Raw genomic sequence first — 18,186 nt, 5'->3', positions numbered from 1 at the left:
CGACTTGCATGTATTAGGCACGCCGCCAGCGTTCGTCCTGAGCCAGGATCAAACTCTCCAAAGAATTTGATATAGCTCTTGAAAATGACGAAGCTTGCGCTTCAATCAAAACTTGTAAAACTTTTTTTGCCTCATCGTTCAGTTTTCAAAGACCAAATGTTGTCGTGTTAGCGACTTTTTAATAATAGCGAGTTCACTTTTTAAAGTCAACCGTTTTTTATTATTTTTTTCACTTTTTTCTGTTGCTCAAATTTGAACAGCAGCGACGTTTATTAATATATCAGTGCCTATACTATTCGTCAACTGTTTTTCTAAAAAAACTTTGATTGCTTCAAAATTTATTTCGATACGCTTAAATTGACCGTGGACTCCCTTCTTAACCAATGGAAAAGCTCAGGCGAAATCACCTGAGCTCATCACTGGCAAGAGAACATTACGACGATTTAGACGAGACGCGTTTCTTCGCCTTTAATGACTCTTTAGGACCACTATTCGATTTTGATACTGCTTCACCGTGCGCTGGCGCTTGGAAGCGATGAAGCATCAACACTTGATAAGCGTTGGCGAACACGAGCGTCGCAAGTGCCGGCCATAGAAGAGCGATCTCATCTGTCGCTTGCAGTGCCGGAATCCACTCGATCAACGTAATGACGATCATCAAGAAGAGCGTCGGGATAAATGCACTCGCGTTCGTCTGTCTCGCCTTGCTCGTCGCTACAATCCACGACACGACGACTAGGACGAGCATCTCTCCGATATAACGCCACATGTGATCATTGCCAAATGCGAGCATGCGCAGATAGACCGCGTCAAATAACGCGAATATGATCAAGACCACTTGAACTCGATTCCACAGTTTCGCTCCGCGGAATAAATCCAAGCCGACACGGTGGACGATCAAGTAGGCAAAAAAACCCATCATACTGATTCCCGTCCACGTACTCGAGTAACTGAGTGCCGTCACAATCGCTTCCCACGACTGACTGACCAAATAACCCGGATTGGCGAGTAAATTCATCAGGAACCCAAATAGCGTCCCGAAAACGAGTGTCGTCCAAAACAAACGTAAAAAACCTTGTACTTTCATCTGCTAACCATTCACCCTTCTATTTGTTGAATGACCGATTGCGCCAATTCATCATATGTTTTCTCAAACGGATGCCCGTCCCGGTAGACCGAAGGCGCAAAGTCGTCTTCATTGTCATACGGCTGACCGAGCGGGATTTGCGCGAGCAGTTTACTCTTGAGCGCTTCTGATAATTTTTCGCCGCCGCCGTAACCGAAGACGTATTCTTTCTCGCCCGTTACCTTGCTCTCGAAGTACGCCATATTCTCAATGATTCCGAGTACTTTATGGTTCGTCTTGATTGCCATCGCACCCGCTCGAGCCGCGACGAACGCAGCGGTCGCGTGAGGTGTCGTTACAATCAACTCCTGGCATGACGGGAGCATCGAGTGGATATCAAGCGCGACGTCACCTGTCCCTGGCGGTAAATCGAGCAACAAGTAGTCGAGGTCGCCCCACTCCACATCATTGAAGAAGTTGTTGAGCATCTTCCCGAGCATCGGTCCGCGCCAGATGACCGGCGCATTGTCTTCGACGAAGAAGCCCATCGAGATGACTTTTACCCCGAACCGCTCGACCGGGATGATCTTTTCACCTCGGACGACGGGACGTTCTTCAATCCCGAGCATGTCCGGGACACTGAACCCGTAAATATCTGCATCGATCAAGCCGACCCTTTTACCGGCACGTGCTAACGCGACCGCCAAGTTGACCGACACCGTCGACTTCCCGACGCCGCCTTTTCCTGAAGCGATTGCTATGAACGTCGTTCCTGAGTTTTCACGAAGGATAGCCGGTTTTGTCGCTTCTTTTAAACTTTCGTCATTTAGCGCTTCGAAACGAAGGCCGACCGTCTTAAAGCCTTTTCCTTTCAACAATGTGACGATCTCTTGTTGCAGCTGAAGCTGTTCCCCGCTCCCGGTCTGACCGAGCGCCACTTTCACGCTGACATAGTCTTCTTTAATTCGGACGTCTTTCACGCCAGCTGTATCTCCAAGCGTACGGTTGATCGTCGGATCGACCAATACTGCTAATTCTTCACGAACTTGTTCTACTGTAAGCATGTCATTCCCCCTAATTTCTGTCTCGATAACAGTATATCAAAAAAAGCGTTTTCTTGAGGGAACGAAAACTAACTATTTCTCGAGCAACAAAAAAACTCTCCGCCCATAAAGGGCGAAGAGTTTAGACCAAACTTTTCGAAGATTAACGCTTCGAGAACTGTGGTGCGCGACGTGCTGCTTTAAGACCGTATTTTTTACGCTCTTTCATACGTGCGTCACGAGTCAAGAAGCCTTTTTCTTTGAGGCTTGGACGGAATTCTGGGTCCGCTTGAAGAAGCGCACGTGATACGCCGTGGCGAATCGCTCCAGCTTGTCCAGTGAATCCACCACCGTTAACGTTAACGATGATATCGTATTTACCTTCTGTTTCAGTCAATACGAGTGGTGATTTTGCCATCATGATCAAAGTCTCATGACCGAAGTATTCTGAAATATCACGGCCATTTACAACAACTTTGCCGTCACCTGCAACGAGGTGAACACGAGCCACCGAGTGCTTGCGGCGGCCAGTTCCGTAGTAACGTACATCTGCCATCGTTTAGTTCCTCCTTGTGTCCCGATTAACCGCGAAGTTCGTAAACTTCTGGTTTTTGTGCTTCGTGGTTGTGCTCAGCTCCAGCGTAAACGTGGAGTTTAGTGAATTGTTGACGACCGAGTGATCCTTTTGGAAGCATCCCTTTGATCGCGAGTTCAAGCATACGCTCTGGGCGTTTTGCAAGAAGCTCTTTTGCAGTTTGTGATTTCAAGCCGCCTGGATGACCTGAATGACGGTAGTACATCTTGTCGTTCAGTTTGTTACCAGTCAATTTGACTTTCTCAGCGTTGATGATGATGACGTGGTCTCCGCAATCAACGTGTGGTGTGAAAGTTGGCTTGTGCTTACCGCGAAGAAGTGATGCTACTTCACTAGTCATACGACCGAGTGTTTTGCCTTCTGCATCGATAAGGTGCCATTTGCGTTCTACTTCAGATGCTTTAGCCATGAATGTCGTGCGCATGTGGAATACCTCCTAAAATGTCTGTTCATTTGATTTTTTTAATGCTTGTTTGATGCTTTATCATAATCCTAGTTTACGGGGCTAAGATTGTGGTTCATCTCTCAATGTGAAAATGAAATGCCAATGAATATGATACGTTTTTACAAGGGGAATGTCAATCTACTTTTTTATAATTCACATTCCATAAATATAGACCGTGCGGTGGAGCCGTAATCCCAGCACTGCGGCGGTCTTTCGCCGCGAGCATTCGACTCACATCGGCCGGTTCATACTTCCCTCTGCCAACCTCCATTAACGTACCGACCATAATCCGGACTTGGTTATACAGAAAGCCGGATCCGACGAAGCGAAAGTACATTTCGTCTCCCGCCTCAACAAGTTCCGCTTCATAAATCGTGCGGACACGGTCCACCACTTCTGACTTCGTCACCGAAAACGAAGTGAAATCATGTGTTCCGACGAGTGACCGGAGCGCTTGACGCATCCGTTCCCGGTCAAGCGCATACGTCACCGTCACGACATGGTGGCGGCGGAACGGATCGACGTCAGTGCGAATGAAGTAACGATACTCTTTCCGTTTCGCACCATAGCGGGCATGGAAAGAAACATCTACTTCTTCGGCCGAACAAACAAGGATATCATCTGGCAACATCGCGTTCAACGCTTTGACGAAGCGATCTGCCGGCATTGATAAATGCGTATCGAAGTGGATGACCTGACCTTTAGCGTGAACACGGGCGTCTGTCCGCCCAGAAGCGACGACTTTCACCGCCTGACCATGCATCCTCGCAAGAACCGTCTCGACTTCGGCCTGAACCGTATTGCCGTTCGGCTGGACTTGATAGCCCGCATAATTCGTCCCATCATAAGCAATCGTCAATTTAACCCGTCTCATCCTATCCCTCGCAATCCAATCAATATGAGTGTCAAGCAGACGAAAACGATCAACAATCCTGTGTCGCGCCGTTCCCACGTCATCTCACGCCACCTCGTCCGCCCTTCACCCCCACGGTACCCGCGGGCTTCCATCGCCGTGGCAAGGTCCTCAGCCCGCTTAAACGCGGACACGAACAATGGGATCATGAGCGGGACGACCGCTTTTAGCCGATCTTTAATCGGACCACTCTTTAAATCGACGCCTCGCGCCTGTTGCGCCTTCATGATGCGATCCGTCTCGTCGGCTAGCGTCGGCAAGAAACGAAGCGAGATGGACAGCATCAGGGCGATCTCGTGTGCCGGCACTCGTATGCGTTCGAGTGGACGAAGACCGGCTTCAATCGAATCGGTCAGTTCCATCGGCGTCGTCGTCAAGGTGACGAGCGTCGTCAACATGACGAGATAGAAGAAACGGAGCGAGACGATCAAGCCCATCCTCACCCCTTCCGAGTAAATCGAGAACGGACCGAGTGAAACGAGCAACGTCCCTTCCCGATTGAAGAACAGTTGCAACAGGAGTGTGAACACGATCAAAAATAAAATCATTTTCAACCCGTTCCATAAATAGCGCCATGACAACTGAGACAATTTGACCGCGAATAACGTGAACGCGAGTAAAAACACGTTCGTCCACAAATTGTCGGCCAAGAAGACGACTGGAATAAACCCAAGGATGAACAACGTTTTGGCCCGAGCGTCAAGTGTGTGCAGCCATGAATGACCGGGAATGTATTGCCCGATGATCATATGGCTCCCCCCTTTCTCAACTCGGCCGCAATCCAGTCCGCTAGTTCGACTTCCGTCCGAAGGGATGGAGGCTCGACTCCGAACGTCGGTGCGAGTTCAAGCGCGAGCCGAAGCACGTTCGGGATGTCGAGTTGCAACGAGCGAACGAGTGACTCGTCCTTGAACAGTTCGAACGGGTCACCGTCGAAAGCGACTTGTCCTTGTTCCATGACGACGACACGTTCCGCATACGTCAACACGTCATCCATGTCATGCGAGACGAGGATGAGCGTCAAGTCGAGTTCTTCTTTTAAACGTTTAAACAGTGCCAGCATGTCTTGACGGCCGAGCGGGTCGAGTCCTGCCGTCGGTTCATCGACGACTAAGACGTCCGGACGGCTCGCGAGCACGCCCGCAATCGCGACGCGTCGCATCTGTCCGCCCGACAAATCGAACGGGGAACGGTCCCATAACGTTTCATCGAGACCGACAAGGCGCAGGGCCGCATGGGCCCGTTCTTTCGACTCGGCCTCCGTCGCACCGAAGTTGCGGGGACCAAACATCACGTCGCGTTCGACCGTCTCTTCAAACAGTTGATGCTCGGGATACTGAAAGACGAGCCCAACGCGGCGCCGAAGCGGAAGCAAACTTTGCTTTTTATCGCGACGCTTCGTAATCGCACGTACTGTAATGTCATCCACGACGACACGACCTTTTGTCGGTCGCAGTAAGCCGTTCATGTGCTGAACGAGTGTCGATTTCCCAGAGCCGGTATGGCCAAGAAACGCAACAAGCGCCCCCGACGGAATAAATACATTCACATCGCGCAGCGCGGTTCGTTCAAACGGAGTATTCAATTGATAAAGGTATGTCACTTCTTCAATGCTAATCGGCATAGATGGTTCACCAACTCCGAATGTTGTAGCATCAGACGATCGAGTGGTATGCCCCGTTCCTTCAGTTCGAGTTGCATCCGTACGATAAACGGCACATCCAATTGGATGGCACGTAACGCTTCCGGATTTCTAAACACGTCTTCTGGTGTACCGGTCATTGCAATTTTCCCTTTAGACAGGGCAATGATACGGTCGGCAAACAACACTTCGTCGAGCTCGTGTGTAATGGCGACAACGGTCATCCCTTCTGAGACGAGCTGTTGTACCGTTTGTAACACCTCTTTACGCCCAATCGGGTCGAGCATCGAGGTAGCTTCATCGAGCACGAGGACATGCGGGCGCATTGCGAGAGCCGAAGCAATCGCAACACGCTGCTTTTGTCCACCGGATAACTGATGCGGTTCACGGTCCGCTAGTTCCGATAATCCAACGCGCGCTAGACTGTCATCAATTCGACGAACCATTTCTTGACGTGGAAGTCCCATGTTTTCGAGAGAGAACGCCACATCATCGCGCACGGTCGCCCCGACAAACTGATTGTCGGGATTTTGGAAGACGACACCGATCCGTTTACGAACGTCCCACACGTCTGTGGCGTCCGTCGGATCGAGCGTCTCAACCCGGACCTCTCCTTCCTGAGGAAGCAAAAGCCCGTTCCACAACTTCGTCAAAGTCGACTTGCCGGAACCATTATGGCCAACGATGGCGAGCCATTCCCCTTTGTATACATCGAGTGACAACCCGTCTAAGGCTGGCTCGGTTTGTCCCGGGTAACGAAACACGACATCGCGTACCATAATTTGAGATTCCATCTGTCGACTCCTTTCCGATGTGGAAACAGGGCAATACGTGACCGCATGCCCTGTTGACTGCCTAATGAATTAGACGAGTTCGATGATTACGACTTCCGCACCGTCACCGCGGCGTGGGCCGACTTTCATGATGCGTGTGTATCCACCTTGACGTTCAGCGTAGCGTGGTGCCACGTCTTCGAACAATTTTTGGATTGCGTTTTTCTCTCCAGCGCTCTCTTTGCGAACGAATGAAGCTACTTGACGACGGGCATGAAGATCGCCACGTTTTCCAAGAGTGATTAATTTTTCAACGACTGGGCGAAGTTCTTTCGCTTTTTGTTCAGTTGTTTGAATGCGCTCGTTGATAATAAGGTCAGTTGCAAGATCACGCAAAAGAGCCTTGCGTTGCGAGCTTGTACGGCCAAGTTTCGAATAAGCCATTACATTTCCCTCCTTCGGTTGAACTTAGTCTTCTTTACGCAAGCCCAAACCGAGCTCGTCCAACTTGAGTTGAACTTCTTCGAGTGATTTACGTCCGAGGTTACGGACTTTCATCATCTCTTCCTCTGATTTGTTTGCGAGTTCTTGAACAGTGTTGATGCCGGCGCGCTTCAAGCAGTTGTACGAACGAACTGAGAGATCGAGTTCTTCGATCGTCATTTCAAGTACTTTTTCTTTTTGGTCTTCTTCTTTCTCGACCATAATTTCTGCGTTGAGAGCTTCGTCAGTCAAACCAACAAAGATATTCAAGTGTTCTGTCAAAATTTTCGCTCCAAGCGATACTGCTTCTTCCGGACGGATTGAACCATCTGTCCACACGTCTAATAGAAGCTTATCGAAGCTAGCATCTTGACCGACACGTGTTTTGTCTACTTCGTAGTTCACGCGTTGAATCGGTGTATAGATCGAATCGATTGGAATGACACCAATCGGCATATCATCACGTTTGTTATCTTCTGCCTGGACGTAACCACGACCACGGCGAGCAGTCAAACGCATGCGAAGCGTCGCATTGTCAGCGAGAGTCGCGATGTGGAGCTCAGGATTCAAGATTTCAACGTCGCTATCATGGGTAATGTCTGCCGCAGTGACAGCACCGGCACTTGAAACGTTAATCTCAAGCGTTTTCTCTTCTTCCGAGTACACTTTGAGCGCTAACTTCTTGAGGTTTAAAACAATTTGGGTGACGTCTTCGACGACTCCGTCAATCGTTGAGAACTCGTGAAGCACGCCATCGATTTGAACCGCCGTAATCGCTGCACCAGGAAGCGATGACAATAAAATTCGACGCAGTGAGTTGCCGAGAGTAGTGCCATATCCACGTTCAAGCGGTTCCACCACGAATTTACCAAACGTAGCATCCTCGCTGATTTCGACCGTTTCGATCTTTGGTTTTTCAATCTCGATCATCTGAACCCCTCCTTGAGTGTATCCTGCCACGCAGCTTGCGCTGCATTGTATATGTTGTTCGTGCTAGGTAAGCCCATCACACGCACAAACGATTATACGCGGCGACGTTTTGGAGGGCGGCAACCGTTGTGCGGAACAGGTGTTACGTCACGGATTGCAGTTACTTCAAGACCAGTAGCTTGGAGGGCACGGATTGCCGCTTCACGTCCAGCACCAGGACCTTTAACGTTAACTTCTACTGTACGCATACCGTTGTCCATTGCAACTTTCGCTGCAGTTTCAGCAGCCAATTGTGCTGCGAACGGTGTCGATTTACGTGATCCTCTAAATCCAAGGTTACCAGAAGTAGCCCATGAGATCGCGTTACCTTGCGTGTCAGTGATTGTGATGATTGTGTTGTTGAATGTAGAACGGATGTGTACCACACCGACTTCAATATGCTTTTTGACTTTACGTTTTGAACGTACATTTTGCTTACGTTTCGCCATTGTTCAATTCCCTCCTTTACTTCTTCTTGTTCGCTACTGTACGGCGTGGGCCTTTACGAGTACGCGAGTTGTTCTTCGTGTTTTGTCCGCGAACAGGGAGACTACGGCGATGACGGACACCGCGATAGGCGCCGATCTCGATCAAACGCTTAATGTTGAGTGAAACTTCACGACGAAGGTCACCTTCAACTTTAATTCCGTCAATTGCTTCACGGATGCGGTTGATTTCGTCTTCTGTAAGATCACGTGTGCGTGAATCTTCAGATACGTTTGCAGTCTTCAAGATTTCTTGTGCTTTTGTTTTACCAATACCAAAGATGTATGTGAGCGAAATAACGATACGTTTTTCGCGCGGAATATCTACACCAGCAATACGTGCCATGTGTGCACCTCCTCTTAGATTAACCTTGTTTTTGTTTGTGTTTCGGGTTTTCGCAAATTACCATTACTTTTCCTTTACGGCGAATAACTTTACATTTTTCGCAGATCGGTTTTACCGACGGTCTTACTTTCATGATTATACCCTCCTCCTGGAAAAATCGGAGTTACTTATAACGGTACGTGATTCGCCCGCGAGTCAAGTCGTACGGAGACAACTCGACAGTTACGCGGTCGCCTGGAAGGATTCGAATGTAGTGCATCCGAATTTTCCCTGAGACGTGCGCGAGCACCGTGTGGCCGTTTTCTAACTCCACTTTAAACATTGCGTTTGGAAGTGGTTCGATAACAGTGCCTTCCACTTCAATGACATCTTGTTTCGCCATCATTTATTCCCCTTTCTATATGAAGATATTTAGGAGCACAGACGATCTATTGTACAGTACTGTGAGAGAAGGATCCATAACGGATCAGCACGCAACAATAGAGCCTCATTCACCGGAATCGAGTTTCGTTAAAACCTCGTATCCATCGTCTGTGATGGCGATGGTGTGCTCAAAGTGGGCGCACATGCTACCGTCCACTGTCACAACTGTCCAGTTGTCAGCCAGCGTTCGAACATAGCGTTGACCAGCGTTGACCATTGGTTCAATGGCTAACGTCATCCCAGTCTTTAGGCGCGGCCCTTTCCCCGGTGGACCATAGTGCGGAATTTGCGGTTCTTCATGCAAATTTTGACCGACACCATGACCGACATATTCACGGACGACAGAAAACTCATGCGATTCAACATACGCTTGAATCGCATGCGAGATGTCTGTCAATCGCAGTCCAGCCTTGGCGTGCTCCAATCCTTTATACAGACTTTCTTCGGTTACGTCAAGCAACCGCTGTGTCTCTTCTGAGATTGTTCCCACTGGATAAGTCCAAGCGGAATCTCCATGGTATCCGTTATAGTGGGCACCGATGTCGATCGAGATGATATCTCCATCGTTCAACACCCGTTCTCCGGGAATTCCATGAACAAGTTCTTCGTTCACTGAAGCGCAAACACTACCGGTAAAACCGTTGTAGCCTTTGAACGACGGTGTCGCACCTTGGCTGCGAATGTAATCTTCCGCAATCCGGTCGAGCTCTAGCGTCGTAATACCTGGTTTGATGTGCTCTTTGAGCACCTGGTGCGTTCGAGCAACAATTTGCCCAGCCTCACGCATAATCGCAATTTCTCGAGGCGTCTTCGTGATGATCATTCAGTATCACCGAGTAACGCTTTAACATCGGCATAAACGACATCGATTGGACGATCTCCATCCAATGTACGAAGATACCCTTTTTCTGCATAAAAGTCAATAAGTGGTTTCGATTGCTCGATGTTGACGTCAAGGCGACGGCGAACCGTTTCCTCTTTATCGTCTTCACGTTGCATGAGTGCCGACCCATCCACATCACAGATGCCTTCCACTTTTGGTGGATTGAAGATCACATGATATGTCGCTCCACACGTCGGGCAGATCCAACGACCTGTCAAACGCGGAACGAGAATTTCCGCAGCCACATCAATGTTGACGACGTGGTCGATCTGTTTCCCCAAATCTTTAAGCAAACTTTCGAGTGCCTCTGCTTGAGCAACAGTACGCGGGAATCCATCGAGTAAAAAGCCATTTTTCGTATCATCTTGACTCAAGCGTTCACGTACGATTCCGATTGTTACCTCATCCGGTACGAGTTCACCTTTATCCATGAACGATTTAGCTTCTTTCCCAAGTGGCGTTCCGCCTTTGATTGCCGCACGAAACATGTCGCCTGTCGAAATGTGTGGGATTTGGTACTCTTCGACGATTTTAGCCGCTTGAGTCCCTTTCCCTGCACCCGGTAAGCCCATGAGTACTAGATTCATCTCAGTTAGCCTCCAGTTTTGATTTTCACGAACGGTTCGTAAACACGACAGGAAGGAAGGGAGAGCCCTTCCTTCCGCTTTAACGGATAAAGCCTTTGTAGTGTCGTTTTACGAGTTGACTTTCGATTTGTTTCATCGTTTCGAGGGCTACCCCGATTACGATCAACAAGCTCGTCCCTCCGATTTGCACCGAAGTTGGGAGACCGGCAAGCTTAATGAAGATTGTCGGCATGATCGCTACGAGCGATAGGAAAATCGCTCCGAAGAAAGTCAATCGATAGAGCAACTTCGTGATGTACTGTTCTGTTTGCGCCCCAGGACGAATCCCAGGAATATAGCCACCTTGCTTCTGCAGATTTTCTGCCATTTGCTCTGGGTTGACCTGAATAAATGTATAGAAGTAAGCGAACGCGATGATGAGCGCTACGTAGATTGACATTCCGATTGGAGATGTCGTATCGAAGTAAGTCTGCAACTTCTGCGTCGTTTCCGGAGAAGCAATGAAGCTTGCAACAGTTGGCGGTGTCACCATGAAGGAAATCGCGAAGATGACCGGGATGACACCAGCAGCGTTTAGCTTGATTGGCAAGTGCGTCGACTGACCGCCCACAGGGGTACGGTTCGCCGTGCGCTTCGCGTATTGAATCGGAATCTTACGTGCCGCTTGTTGAACATAAATGATTCCAACCGTCACAGCAAGAATAACGAGCAATAGCACAGCCAAGTAAACGATGTTAATGAATAACGCGTCTCCAGCATTTTGGAGCTTCGTCTCGTAAATCTGCGTGAAGATTCTTGGGAACCCAGCGATGATACCCGCGAAGATGATGACGGAAATACCATTCCCGACACCTTTCTCCGTTGTCATCTCACCGAGGAACATCAAGAACGCCGTACCTGCAGTAAGTACAATCGCGATCACGAAGTAGGTTGCCGTTCCCCACGTCTCATTGACGAGACCTGGGTAGAGGCGGTTAAATCCGAACGACAGTGATGTCGCTTGGACAAACCCTAACATGATCGTCCCATAGCGCGTGACCGTCGCTAGCTTCTTACGCCCGGACTCGCCTTGTTTTGCCCATTCGGCAAACTTCGGAACGACGTCCATTTGTAAAAGTTGTACAACGATCGATGCCGTGATGTACGGCATGATCCCCATAGCGAACAGGGAGAAGTTCTGTAAAGCATTTCCTCCAAACAAGTTCAAGAAGTCGAGTAGACCTCCTGAGTCAAAACGCAACACATCCGTATTCACCATCGGCACCGGGATATGGGCCCCGATGCGGAAAATGATGATGATTGCGAGTGTGAAGAGAATACGCTGTCGAATATCTTTCACGCGCCACATATTGGAGATCGTCTGAAACATCAGATCACCTCAACTGAACCGCCAGCTGCTTCGATCGCTTCTTTCGCTGCACCCGAGAATTTGTTGGCTTTAACAGTTAATTTTGTTTCAAGCTTGCCGTTAGCAAGTACTTTGATTCCGTCTTTAGCAGAGCTGACGACACCAGTCTCGATTAAGAGTTCTGGAGTGACTTCAGTACCTGCTTCGAAACGGTTAAGCGTGTCTAGGGAAACAACTGCATACTCTTTACGAGTAGGGTTGTTGAAACCGCGTTTTGGAAGACGACGGTAAAGTGGGTTTTGTCCACCTTCGAACCCTGGACGAACGCCACCGCCTGAACGAGCTTTTTGACCTTTATGTCCACGGCCAGAAGTTTTACCGTTACCAGTCGCCATACCGCGACCGACACGGTTGCGTTCGTGACGCGAACCTGGAGTTGGCTTCAATTCATGGAGTTTCATAGTGGCACCTCCTTATTATTAAAATCGATATTATTCGTTAATTTCTTCTACAGTCACAAGGTGCGACACTTTTTTGATCATACCACGCATCGCGACGTTGTCAGGGACAACGACGGTTTGATGCATTTTGCGAAGACCAAGTGTACGTACTGTTACACGCTGATCCTCGGGACGACCGATTGTGCTGCGTGTGAGGGTGATTGCGAGTTTCGCCATGTCTAGTTCCCTCCCTTATTTAAGAAGTTCTTCTACGCTTTTACCGCGTAGTTTAGCAACTTCCTCTGCTTTTTTAAGCTCTGTCAAGCCTTTGACCGTCGCACGGACGATGTTGATCGGTGTGTTTGATCCAAGCGATTTCGAAAGGATGTCACCTACACCTGCAAGTTCGAGCACTGCACGAACTGGACCACCGGCGATAACCCCAGTACCTTCAGAAGCAGGTTTCATGAATACACGACCTGCTCCGTATACTCCTGTGATTTCGTGTGGAATTGTTGTACCAACCATTGGTACTTGAACCATGTTTTTCTTAGCGGCTTCAATAGCCTTGCGGATCGCTTCTGGCACCTCTTGTGCCTTACCTGTACCGAAACCGACGTGACCATTTTTGTCACCTACGACTACGAGAGCGGCGAAACGGAAGCGACGGCCACCTTTCACAACTTTCGCGACGCGGTTTACGGTAACAACGCGTTCTTCAAGTTGTTCCATGTTAACGTCTAACTGGCGCATCGAGTGTCCCCTCCTTTTTGTTAGAATTTAAGACCCGCTTCACGAGCTGCTTCTGCAACAGCTTTGACGCGGCCATGATAGAGGTATCCACCACGGTCGAACACAACAGTGTCGATACCTTTCTCGAGTGCACGTTCAGCTGCAAGTTTACCAACAGCTTTCGCTGCTTCAACGTTGCCGCCGTTTGTAAGATCGAGTGCTTTATCTTTCGAAGATGCTGACACAAGCGTTGTTTGTGACGCGTCATCGATAAGTTGTACGTAGATGTTCTTGCTCGAACGGAATACGTTCAAACGTGGACGAGCTGCCGTCCCGGTGATCGTACGACGTACACGAGCATGACGTTTCTTACGAACTGCATTTTTATCTGCTTTTGTGATCATTTATGCCACTCCTTTCCGTTCATTTCGTGACGAATTACTTACCAGTCTTACCTTCTTTACGGCGAATACGTTCATCAGAGTAACGAACACCTTTACCTTTGTAAGGTTCTGGAGCACGGTACGAGCGGATTTGAGCTGCAACGTGACCGACGCGCTCTTTGCTAATCCCTTTTACGATGATTTGCGTGTTTGAAGGAACTTCGATCTCGATACCTTCTTCAGCAACGTACTCGATTGGATGCGAGTAACCGAGGCTGAGGACGAGTTTGTTACCTTGCTTAGCAGCACGGTAACCAACCCCTGAGATCTCAAGTGTTTTCTGGAACCCGTTAGACACACCTTCCACCATGTTGGCAATGAGGGCACGTGTCGTACCGTGGATCGTACGGTTCTCTTTCGAGTCATCCGGACGAACAACAGTTAGTTCGTTTTCTTCAATTTTGACTTCCAAGGCTGGGTTAGCTGAAAGCGAAAGTTCACCTTTAGCACCTTTTACTGTGACAATGTTGCCTTCTGCAACCGTTACAGTAACGCCAGCTGGAATCGTAACTGGTTTTTTACCAATACGTGACATTGATTACACCTCCGTTCTTGTTAGAAAAGTGACTTACCAGATGTAGGCGAGCACTTCGCCGCCGACTTGTTGTTGGCGAGCTTCTTTATCAGTCATAAGACCTTTTGATGTCGAAAGAACTGCGATACCGAGTCCTCCGAGTACTTTTGGTACTTCATCTGCTTTTGCATATACACGAAGACCTGGTTTCGAAATACGTTTGAGACCAGTGATAACACGTTCGTTGCTTGCTCCATATTTAAGGAAAAGACGAAGTGTACCTTGTTTAGCGTCCTCGATATATTCAACATCGCGAATGAAACCTTCACGCTTGAGGATCTCTGCAACCTCACGTTTGATATTAGAAGCTGGAAGCTCCAATTTTTCATGGCGAACCATGTTAGCGTTACGGATACGTGTAAGCATATCTGCAATAGGGTCTGTCATTACCATGCGATGTACCTCCTTTCACACTGTTAGTGGATTACCAACTTGCTTTTTTAACACCAGGGATTTGACCTTTGTATGCAAGATCACGGAACTTGATACGGCTGATCCCGAATTTACCCATGTAACCATGTGGACGACCTGTGATACGGCAACGGTTATGAAGACGTACAGGTGACGAGTTACGTGGCAATTTGCTGAGTCCGATGTAGTCGCCTTCAGCTTTTAATTGCGCGCGTCTCTCAGCGTACTGGGCAACGAGTTTCTCGCGTTTTTGCTCGCGATTCACCATTGACTTTTTAGCCATGTTGTCGACCTCCCTTTATTATTTTTGGAATGGCATTCCGAGAAGTGTGAGCAATTCACGTGCTTCTTCGTCTGTGTTCGCTGTTGTAACAACAACGATATCCATACCGCGTACTTTAGTTACTTTATCGTAATCGATTTCAGGGAAAATAAGTTGCTCTTTCACACCAAGCGTGTAGTTACCGCGTCCGTCGAATGCTTTCTTCGATACACCGCGGAAGTCACGTACACGTGGAAGTGAAACAGTTACTAATTTGTCGAGGAAATCGTACATGCGCTCGCCACGAAGTGTTACTTTCGCACCGATCGGCATGCCCTCACGAAGTTTGAAACCAGCGATTGATTTCTTAGCCTTCGTTACGAGTGGTTTTTGACCTGAAAGAATTGATAATTCTTCCACTGCCATGTCAAGAGCTTTCGAGTTCGAAACAGCGTCACCTACACCCATGTTGATGACGATCTTGTCGACTTGTGGCACTTGCATAACCGAGTCATAGTTGAATTTATCCATCATCGCTTTCACGATGTCGCTTTTATACTTCTCTTGCAAACGGTTCATAGTCGAATGGACCTCCTTTCGTCACGTTGTTCTTATTTATCGAGTACTTCGCCCGATTTCGCGACACGAACTTTTTTACCATCGACTACTTGGAAACCAACGCGAGTTGGTTTGCCCGTTTTAGGGTCGATTGGCATGACGTTCGAGACGTGAATTGGTGCTTCGATTTCAAGGATACCGCCTTGTGGATTCGCTTGTGATGGTTTAGCGTGTTTTTTCATCACGTTAACCCCTTCGACGACTACGCGGTTCTTGCTTGGCATAGCTTTGAGGATAACCCCTTGCTTGCCTTTATCTTTACCAGACATTACCTGGACTGTATCGCCTTTTTTAACATGCATCGTTTTGCGCACCTCCTTATAGGATTGAAATTGGAAATTAAAGTACTTCCGGTGCCAACGAAACGATCTTCATGAATTCTTTTTCACGAAGTTCACGTGCAACTGGCCCGAAGATCCGAGTGCCGCGTGGGCTCTTGTCATCTTTGATGATGACTGCTGCGTTCTCATCGAAACGGATGTACGAACCATCTTTACGACGAGCGCCGCGTTTTGTACGAACGACAACTGCTCTGACAACGTCACCTTTTTTAACAACGCCACCTGGTGTTGCTTGTTTTACCGTCGCGACGATGATGTCACCGATGTTTGCAGTCTTACGACCTGAACCACCGAGGACTTTAATTGTCAACAGTTCACGCGCGCCAGAGTTGTCTGCTACTTTCAAGCGAGATTCTTGTTGAATCATGCGAGTGTACCTCCCTCCGGATGTTTATAGATCCGAACTGTTATTAGATGATTACTGATTCTTCTACTACTGTTACGAGACGGAAACGTTTGTCTTTAGAAAGCGGACGTGTTTCCGCGATGCGGACTACATCGCCTACTTTAGCGACATTGTTCTCATCGTGCGCTTTAAATTTCTTCGTGTAGTTTACACGTTTTCCATAAAGCTTATGACGTACTTTTGTTTCAACTGCAACGACGATCGTTTTGTCCATTTTGTCAGACACGACGCGTCCAGTGAGTACTTTACGCTTATTGCGTTCCATGAGTGTTACCTCCTCTTCAATAATCCGATTAGATTAGCCGTTGTTGATGCCGAGTTCGCGTTCACGAAGAATCGTTTTAGCACGCGCAATCGACTTGCGTACTTCACGGATACGAGCAGGATTCTCAAGCTGACCTGTAGCTAATTGGAAACGAAGGTTAAAGAGTTCTTCTTTCCACTCGCCTACTTTACCGTTGAGCTCTTCATTTGTTGATTGACGGAGATCAGTTGCTTTCATTCGTATCACCACCATTTTCTTCACGTTTCACGAACTTACATTTTACTGGAAGTTTGTGCGCTGCAAGGCGAAGTGCCTCACGTGCGACTTCCTCAGATACACCCGCGATTTCGAACATTACTTTACCAGGCTTAACTACAGCTACCCAGCCTTCTGGAGCACCTTTACCCGAACCCATTCGAACTTCGAGAGGCTTTTTAGTGTACGGTTTGTGTGGGAAGATCTTGATCCACACTTTACCGCCACGTTTCATATAACGTGTCATTGCGATACGTGCTGATTCGATTTGACGGTTTGTGATCCAGCTCGCTTCGAGCGATTGGAGACCGAATTCACCGAAATGTACTGTTGTGCCGCGTTTTGCATTTCCGCGCATTTTACCACGGTGTACACGACGATATTTCACGCGTTTAGGTAACAACATAGTGTGTTGCCTCCTTCCTGAAAGAGTGTTTATTATTTAGTGTTTTTTGTTGGAAGAACTTCTCCGTGGTAAAGCCATACTTTAATTCCGATTTTACCATACGTTGTGTCAGCTTCAGCTGTTCCGTAGTCGATGTCGGCACGGATTGTATGAAGCGGAACTGATCCTTCTGAGTACTTCTCTGAACGAGCGATATCAGCGCCACCAAGACGACCAGAAACTTCTGTTTTGATCCCTTTGATGCCAGTGCGCATCGAACGTTGAATTGACTGTTTCATTGCACGACGGAATGACACACGGCCTTCCAATTGACGAGCGATGTTCTCAGCAACAAGCTTAGCGACTGCATCCGCGTTTTTCACTTCAACAACGTTGATGTGAACACGTTTGCCTTCAGCAAGCTTTGTGATATTTTTACGGAGTGACTCGATTTCCGAACCACCTTTACCGATGACCATACCTGGTTTCGCAGTGTGAAGCGAAATGTTTACGCGGTTTGCAGCGCGTTCGATTTCAACTTTAGCCACACTAGCATCCTTCATTTTGTTTTCGATGTATTCACGAATAACGTAGTCTTCATGAAGGAGATCTGCGTAGTCTTTCTCAGCGTACCAACGCGAATCCCAGTCTTTGATAACACCAACGCGAAAACCGTGCGGATTTACCTTTTGACCCACTACATATCCCTCCTTATTTCTCAGTTACCACGATGTGAATGTGGCTTGTGCGTTTGTTAATACGACTTGCGCGACCCATCGCACGTGGGCGGAAGCGTTTGAGTGTTGGACCTTCGTTGACGAAAATTTCAGATACAACAAGGTTCTCAATGTTCATATCGTAGTTGTGCTCTGCGTTAGCAATCGCTGACTTCAATACTTTTTCAACGATTGGCGACGCTGCCTTGTTCGTGTGAGCAAGGACAGAGAGCGCTTCGCCGACTTGTTTCCCGCGAATTAAGTCTACAACGAGACGTGCTTTGCGAGGAGCAAGACGGACCATATTAGCTGATGCTTTAGCTTGCATGGATTTGAC

General features: G+C 48.2%; 32 protein-coding genes and 1 rRNA gene. All 33 read right to left on the bottom strand.

The features are described 5' to 3' along the window. Positions 1-64 (bottom strand): 16S ribosomal RNA (locus tag EVJ28_RS12280); the annotation flags it as partial. 369 nt (positions 65-433) lie between these two features. Beyond that, positions 434-1,087, bottom strand: coding sequence for a KinB-signaling pathway activation protein (locus tag EVJ28_RS12275; RefSeq protein ID WP_131459125.1), 654 nt, complete (start codon positions 1,085-1,087; stop codon positions 434-436). Positions 1,088-1,098: 11 nt separating this feature from the next. After that, the gene (locus tag EVJ28_RS12270) at positions 1,099-2,130 is read right to left on the bottom strand and encodes an Mrp/NBP35 family ATP-binding protein (protein WP_131459124.1); all 1,032 of its coding nucleotides are present in this window, start codon (positions 2,128-2,130) and stop codon (positions 1,099-1,101) included. 142 nt (positions 2,131-2,272) lie between these two features. Further along, positions 2,273-2,665: a 30S ribosomal protein S9 gene (rpsI, locus tag EVJ28_RS12265; RefSeq protein WP_070329232.1), complete on the bottom strand. Its 393-nt coding sequence runs from the start codon at positions 2,663-2,665 to the stop codon at positions 2,273-2,275. Positions 2,666-2,690: 25 nt separating this feature from the next. Further along, complete coding sequence (gene rplM / locus EVJ28_RS12260; RefSeq protein WP_016510784.1) at positions 2,691-3,128, bottom strand: 50S ribosomal protein L13; 438 nt, start codon at positions 3,126-3,128, stop codon at positions 2,691-2,693. 154 nt (positions 3,129-3,282) lie between these two features. Continuing rightward, complete coding sequence (gene truA, locus EVJ28_RS12255) at positions 3,283-4,023, bottom strand: tRNA pseudouridine(38-40) synthase TruA (RefSeq protein WP_131458641.1); 741 nt, start codon at positions 4,021-4,023, stop codon at positions 3,283-3,285. Next, complete coding sequence (locus tag EVJ28_RS12250) at positions 4,020-4,811, bottom strand: energy-coupling factor transporter transmembrane component T family protein (RefSeq protein ID WP_070329234.1); 792 nt, start codon at positions 4,809-4,811, stop codon at positions 4,020-4,022. Before EVJ28_RS12250 ends, truA begins: the two co-directional genes overlap by 4 nt. Further along, complete coding sequence (locus EVJ28_RS12245; protein ID WP_131489123.1) at positions 4,808-5,686, bottom strand: energy-coupling factor transporter ATPase; 879 nt, start codon at positions 5,684-5,686, stop codon at positions 4,808-4,810. The genes EVJ28_RS12250 and EVJ28_RS12245 overlap by 4 nt, the downstream gene beginning before the upstream one ends. Further along, positions 5,662-6,498 carry an energy-coupling factor transporter ATPase gene (locus EVJ28_RS12240; RefSeq protein ID WP_070329236.1) on the bottom strand — a complete coding sequence of 279 codons (837 nt, stop codon included), beginning with the start codon at positions 6,496-6,498 and terminating at the stop codon, positions 5,662-5,664. The genes EVJ28_RS12245 and EVJ28_RS12240 overlap by 25 nt, the downstream gene beginning before the upstream one ends. 69 nt (positions 6,499-6,567) lie before the next feature. Then, positions 6,568-6,921 (bottom strand): 50S ribosomal protein L17, encoded by a 354-nt coding sequence (gene rplQ, locus EVJ28_RS12235; RefSeq protein ID WP_016510776.1) that lies wholly within the window; start codon positions 6,919-6,921, stop codon positions 6,568-6,570. 24 nt (positions 6,922-6,945) lie between these two features. Beyond that, positions 6,946-7,890, bottom strand: coding sequence for a DNA-directed RNA polymerase subunit alpha (locus EVJ28_RS12230; RefSeq protein ID WP_070329237.1), 945 nt, complete (start codon positions 7,888-7,890; stop codon positions 6,946-6,948). A 92-nt stretch (positions 7,891-7,982) separates the two neighbouring features. After that, complete coding sequence (gene rpsK / locus EVJ28_RS12225) at positions 7,983-8,378, bottom strand: 30S ribosomal protein S11 (RefSeq protein ID WP_070329238.1); 396 nt, start codon at positions 8,376-8,378, stop codon at positions 7,983-7,985. Positions 8,379-8,394: 16 nt separating this feature from the next. Then, the gene (rpsM, locus tag EVJ28_RS12220; RefSeq protein ID WP_035386113.1) at positions 8,395-8,760 is read right to left on the bottom strand and encodes a 30S ribosomal protein S13; all 366 of its coding nucleotides are present in this window, start codon (positions 8,758-8,760) and stop codon (positions 8,395-8,397) included. A 19-nt stretch (positions 8,761-8,779) separates the two neighbouring features. Continuing rightward, entirely contained in the window at positions 8,780-8,893 is a 114-nt protein-coding gene (gene rpmJ, locus EVJ28_RS12215) for a 50S ribosomal protein L36 (RefSeq protein ID WP_003156543.1), read from the bottom strand. Positions 8,894-8,923: 30 nt separating this feature from the next. Continuing rightward, positions 8,924-9,142 (bottom strand): translation initiation factor IF-1, encoded by a 219-nt coding sequence (infA, locus tag EVJ28_RS12210; protein WP_035386112.1) that lies wholly within the window; start codon positions 9,140-9,142, stop codon positions 8,924-8,926. A gap of 105 nt (positions 9,143-9,247) precedes the next feature. Further along, positions 9,248-10,006, bottom strand: a complete 759-nt coding sequence (map, locus tag EVJ28_RS12205; protein ID WP_131458640.1) for a type I methionyl aminopeptidase — start codon at positions 10,004-10,006, stop codon at positions 9,248-9,250. Beyond that, positions 10,003-10,653: an adenylate kinase gene (locus EVJ28_RS12200; RefSeq protein WP_070329239.1), complete on the bottom strand. Its 651-nt coding sequence runs from the start codon at positions 10,651-10,653 to the stop codon at positions 10,003-10,005. The genes map and EVJ28_RS12200 overlap by 4 nt, the downstream gene beginning before the upstream one ends. Before the next feature lie 79 nt (positions 10,654-10,732). After that, the gene (secY, locus tag EVJ28_RS12195) at positions 10,733-12,022 is read right to left on the bottom strand and encodes a preprotein translocase subunit SecY (RefSeq protein ID WP_070329240.1); all 1,290 of its coding nucleotides are present in this window, start codon (positions 12,020-12,022) and stop codon (positions 10,733-10,735) included. Continuing rightward, on the bottom strand, positions 12,022-12,462 hold the full coding sequence (gene rplO / locus EVJ28_RS12190; protein WP_021066618.1) for a 50S ribosomal protein L15: 441 nt from the start codon (positions 12,460-12,462) through the stop codon (positions 12,022-12,024). The genes secY and rplO overlap by 1 nt, the downstream gene beginning before the upstream one ends. Positions 12,463-12,492: 30 nt before the next feature. Further along, positions 12,493-12,678, bottom strand: a complete 186-nt coding sequence (rpmD, locus tag EVJ28_RS12185) for a 50S ribosomal protein L30 (RefSeq protein WP_016508937.1) — start codon at positions 12,676-12,678, stop codon at positions 12,493-12,495. A 15-nt stretch (positions 12,679-12,693) separates the two neighbouring features. Next, entirely contained in the window at positions 12,694-13,194 is a 501-nt protein-coding gene (gene rpsE, locus EVJ28_RS12180; protein WP_016508948.1) for a 30S ribosomal protein S5, read from the bottom strand. Between the two features lie 20 nt (positions 13,195-13,214). Next, positions 13,215-13,577: a 50S ribosomal protein L18 gene (gene rplR, locus EVJ28_RS12175; RefSeq protein ID WP_070329241.1), complete on the bottom strand. Its 363-nt coding sequence runs from the start codon at positions 13,575-13,577 to the stop codon at positions 13,215-13,217. A 34-nt stretch (positions 13,578-13,611) separates the two neighbouring features. After that, positions 13,612-14,151 (bottom strand): 50S ribosomal protein L6, encoded by a 540-nt coding sequence (rplF, locus tag EVJ28_RS12170; protein WP_016508938.1) that lies wholly within the window; start codon positions 14,149-14,151, stop codon positions 13,612-13,614. 33 nt (positions 14,152-14,184) lie between these two features. Then, the gene (gene rpsH / locus EVJ28_RS12165) at positions 14,185-14,583 is read right to left on the bottom strand and encodes a 30S ribosomal protein S8 (RefSeq protein WP_021066614.1); all 399 of its coding nucleotides are present in this window, start codon (positions 14,581-14,583) and stop codon (positions 14,185-14,187) included. 31 nt (positions 14,584-14,614) lie between these two features. Further along, positions 14,615-14,884 carry a 30S ribosomal protein S14 gene (gene rpsN, locus EVJ28_RS12160; protein ID WP_035386110.1) on the bottom strand — a complete coding sequence of 90 codons (270 nt, stop codon included), beginning with the start codon at positions 14,882-14,884 and terminating at the stop codon, positions 14,615-14,617. Positions 14,885-14,902: 18 nt separating this feature from the next. Beyond that, a complete protein-coding gene (gene rplE, locus EVJ28_RS12155; RefSeq protein WP_016508927.1) occupies positions 14,903-15,442 on the bottom strand; it encodes a 50S ribosomal protein L5 in 540 nt (179 codons plus the stop codon). A gap of 32 nt (positions 15,443-15,474) precedes the next feature. After that, positions 15,475-15,783 carry a 50S ribosomal protein L24 gene (gene rplX / locus EVJ28_RS12150; RefSeq protein WP_070329242.1) on the bottom strand — a complete coding sequence of 103 codons (309 nt, stop codon included), beginning with the start codon at positions 15,781-15,783 and terminating at the stop codon, positions 15,475-15,477. Positions 15,784-15,820: 37 nt separating this feature from the next. Next, positions 15,821-16,189 (bottom strand): 50S ribosomal protein L14, encoded by a 369-nt coding sequence (rplN, locus tag EVJ28_RS12145; protein WP_012727667.1) that lies wholly within the window; start codon positions 16,187-16,189, stop codon positions 15,821-15,823. Positions 16,190-16,232: 43 nt separating this feature from the next. Beyond that, on the bottom strand, positions 16,233-16,493 hold the full coding sequence (gene rpsQ / locus EVJ28_RS12140) for a 30S ribosomal protein S17 (protein WP_016508930.1): 261 nt from the start codon (positions 16,491-16,493) through the stop codon (positions 16,233-16,235). A gap of 33 nt (positions 16,494-16,526) precedes the next feature. After that, the gene (gene rpmC, locus EVJ28_RS12135) at positions 16,527-16,730 is read right to left on the bottom strand and encodes a 50S ribosomal protein L29 (protein ID WP_016508900.1); all 204 of its coding nucleotides are present in this window, start codon (positions 16,728-16,730) and stop codon (positions 16,527-16,529) included. Further along, positions 16,717-17,154 carry a 50S ribosomal protein L16 gene (rplP, locus tag EVJ28_RS12130; protein ID WP_016508922.1) on the bottom strand — a complete coding sequence of 146 codons (438 nt, stop codon included), beginning with the start codon at positions 17,152-17,154 and terminating at the stop codon, positions 16,717-16,719. The genes rpmC and rplP overlap by 14 nt, the downstream gene beginning before the upstream one ends. A gap of 32 nt (positions 17,155-17,186) precedes the next feature. Continuing rightward, the gene (gene rpsC / locus EVJ28_RS12125; protein WP_035386108.1) at positions 17,187-17,831 is read right to left on the bottom strand and encodes a 30S ribosomal protein S3; all 645 of its coding nucleotides are present in this window, start codon (positions 17,829-17,831) and stop codon (positions 17,187-17,189) included. 13 nt (positions 17,832-17,844) lie between these two features. Then, positions 17,845-18,177: a 50S ribosomal protein L22 gene (gene rplV, locus EVJ28_RS12120; protein ID WP_021066609.1), complete on the bottom strand. Its 333-nt coding sequence runs from the start codon at positions 18,175-18,177 to the stop codon at positions 17,845-17,847. Positions 18,178-18,186 lie beyond the last annotated feature (9 nt).

It is taken from the genome of Exiguobacterium sp. SH3S3 (assembly GCF_004337115.1).
GTDB lineage: Bacteria > Bacillota > Bacilli > Exiguobacteriales > Exiguobacteriaceae > Exiguobacterium > Exiguobacterium aurantiacum_A.
This window is presented reverse-complemented; position numbering and strand designations above follow the sequence as displayed.

Bases quoted from the DNA above. Each gene is read 5' to 3' on its own strand.
- EVJ28_RS12275 (WP_131459125.1), bottom strand. From the start codon at position 1,087: ATGAAAGTACAAGGTTTTTTACGTTTGTTTTGGACGACACTCGTTTTC.
- EVJ28_RS12270 (WP_131459124.1), bottom strand. From the start codon at position 2,130: ATGCTTACAGTAGAACAAGTTCGTGAAGAATTAGCAGTATTGGTCGAT.
- rpsI (WP_070329232.1), bottom strand. From the start codon at position 2,665: ATGGCAGATGTACGTTACTACGGAACTGGCCGCCGCAAGCACTCGGTG.
- rplM (WP_016510784.1), bottom strand. From the start codon at position 3,128: ATGCGCACGACATTCATGGCTAAAGCATCTGAAGTAGAACGCAAATGG.
- truA (WP_131458641.1), bottom strand. From the start codon at position 4,023: ATGAGACGGGTTAAATTGACGATTGCTTATGATGGGACGAATTATGCG.
- EVJ28_RS12250 (WP_070329234.1), bottom strand. From the start codon at position 4,811: ATGATCATCGGGCAATACATTCCCGGTCATTCATGGCTGCACACACTT.
- EVJ28_RS12245 (WP_131489123.1), bottom strand. From the start codon at position 5,686: ATGCCGATTAGCATTGAAGAAGTGACATACCTTTATCAATTGAATACT.
- EVJ28_RS12240 (WP_070329236.1), bottom strand. From the start codon at position 6,498: ATGGAATCTCAAATTATGGTACGCGATGTCGTGTTTCGTTACCCGGGA.
- rplQ (WP_016510776.1), bottom strand. From the start codon at position 6,921: ATGGCTTATTCGAAACTTGGCCGTACAAGCTCGCAACGCAAGGCTCTT.
- EVJ28_RS12230 (WP_070329237.1), bottom strand. From the start codon at position 7,890: ATGATCGAGATTGAAAAACCAAAGATCGAAACGGTCGAAATCAGCGAG.
- rpsK (WP_070329238.1), bottom strand. From the start codon at position 8,378: ATGGCGAAACGTAAGCAAAATGTACGTTCAAAACGTAAAGTCAAAAAG.
- rpsM (WP_035386113.1), bottom strand. From the start codon at position 8,760: ATGGCACGTATTGCTGGTGTAGATATTCCGCGCGAAAAACGTATCGTT.
- rpmJ (WP_003156543.1), bottom strand. From the start codon at position 8,893: ATGAAAGTAAGACCGTCGGTAAAACCGATCTGCGAAAAATGTAAAGTT.
- infA (WP_035386112.1), bottom strand. From the start codon at position 9,142: ATGGCGAAACAAGATGTCATTGAAGTGGAAGGCACTGTTATCGAACCA.
- map (WP_131458640.1), bottom strand. From the start codon at position 10,006: ATGATCATCACGAAGACGCCTCGAGAAATTGCGATTATGCGTGAGGCT.
- EVJ28_RS12200 (WP_070329239.1), bottom strand. From the start codon at position 10,653: ATGAATCTAGTACTCATGGGCTTACCGGGTGCAGGGAAAGGGACTCAA.
- secY (WP_070329240.1), bottom strand. From the start codon at position 12,022: ATGTTTCAGACGATCTCCAATATGTGGCGCGTGAAAGATATTCGACAG.
- rplO (WP_021066618.1), bottom strand. From the start codon at position 12,462: ATGAAACTCCATGAATTGAAGCCAACTCCAGGTTCGCGTCACGAACGC.
- rpmD (WP_016508937.1), bottom strand. From the start codon at position 12,678: ATGGCGAAACTCGCAATCACCCTCACACGCAGCACAATCGGTCGTCCC.
- rpsE (WP_016508948.1), bottom strand. From the start codon at position 13,194: ATGCGCCAGTTAGACGTTAACATGGAACAACTTGAAGAACGCGTTGTT.
- rplR (WP_070329241.1), bottom strand. From the start codon at position 13,577: ATGATCACAAAAGCAGATAAAAATGCAGTTCGTAAGAAACGTCATGCT.
- rplF (WP_016508938.1), bottom strand. From the start codon at position 14,151: ATGTCACGTATTGGTAAAAAACCAGTTACGATTCCAGCTGGCGTTACT.
- rpsH (WP_021066614.1), bottom strand. From the start codon at position 14,583: ATGGTAATGACAGACCCTATTGCAGATATGCTTACACGTATCCGTAAC.
- rpsN (WP_035386110.1), bottom strand. From the start codon at position 14,884: ATGGCTAAAAAGTCAATGGTGAATCGCGAGCAAAAACGCGAGAAACTC.
- rplE (WP_016508927.1), bottom strand. From the start codon at position 15,442: ATGAACCGTTTGCAAGAGAAGTATAAAAGCGACATCGTGAAAGCGATG.
- rplX (WP_070329242.1), bottom strand. From the start codon at position 15,783: ATGCATGTTAAAAAAGGCGATACAGTCCAGGTAATGTCTGGTAAAGAT.
- rplN (WP_012727667.1), bottom strand. From the start codon at position 16,189: ATGATTCAACAAGAATCTCGCTTGAAAGTAGCAGACAACTCTGGCGCG.
- rpsQ (WP_016508930.1), bottom strand. From the start codon at position 16,493: ATGGAACGCAATAAGCGTAAAGTACTCACTGGACGCGTCGTGTCTGAC.
- rpmC (WP_016508900.1), bottom strand. From the start codon at position 16,730: ATGAAAGCAACTGATCTCCGTCAATCAACAAATGAAGAGCTCAACGGT.
- rplP (WP_016508922.1), bottom strand. From the start codon at position 17,154: ATGTTGTTACCTAAACGCGTGAAATATCGTCGTGTACACCGTGGTAAA.
- rplV (WP_021066609.1), bottom strand. From the start codon at position 18,177: ATGCAAGCTAAAGCATCAGCTAATATGGTCCGTCTTGCTCCTCGCAAA.